The organism is Paenibacillus agri, assembly GCF_013359945.1.
Taxonomy (GTDB): domain Bacteria; phylum Bacillota; class Bacilli; order Paenibacillales; family Paenibacillaceae; genus Paenibacillus_AQ; species Paenibacillus_AQ agri.
This window is the reverse complement of record NZ_JABWCS010000046.1, coordinates 1-243: the sequence shown is the minus strand read 5'-3', so window position 1 is coordinate 243 and position 243 is coordinate 1. Positions and strand designations below refer to the sequence as shown.

Below are 243 nucleotides of genomic sequence, written 5' to 3'. Positions count from 1 at the left end.
CCGCAGTGAAAAGGCCCAAGCGACTGTTTAGCAAAAACACAGGTCTGTGCGAAGCCGTAAGGCGAAGTATACGGGCTGACGCCTGCCCGGTGCTGGAAGGTTAAGGGGAGTGGTTAGGGGTAACCCGAAGCTATGAACCGAAGCCCCAGTAAACGGCGGCCGTAACTATAACGGTCCTAAGGTAGCGAAATTCCTTGTCAGGTAAATTCTGACCCGCACGAATGGCGTAACGACTTGGGCGCT

Annotated in this window: 1 rRNA gene; it reads left to right on the top strand. The window is 54.7% G+C overall.

The window, feature by feature from the left end:
- Positions 1-243 (top strand): 23S ribosomal RNA (locus HPT30_RS00215); the annotation flags it as partial.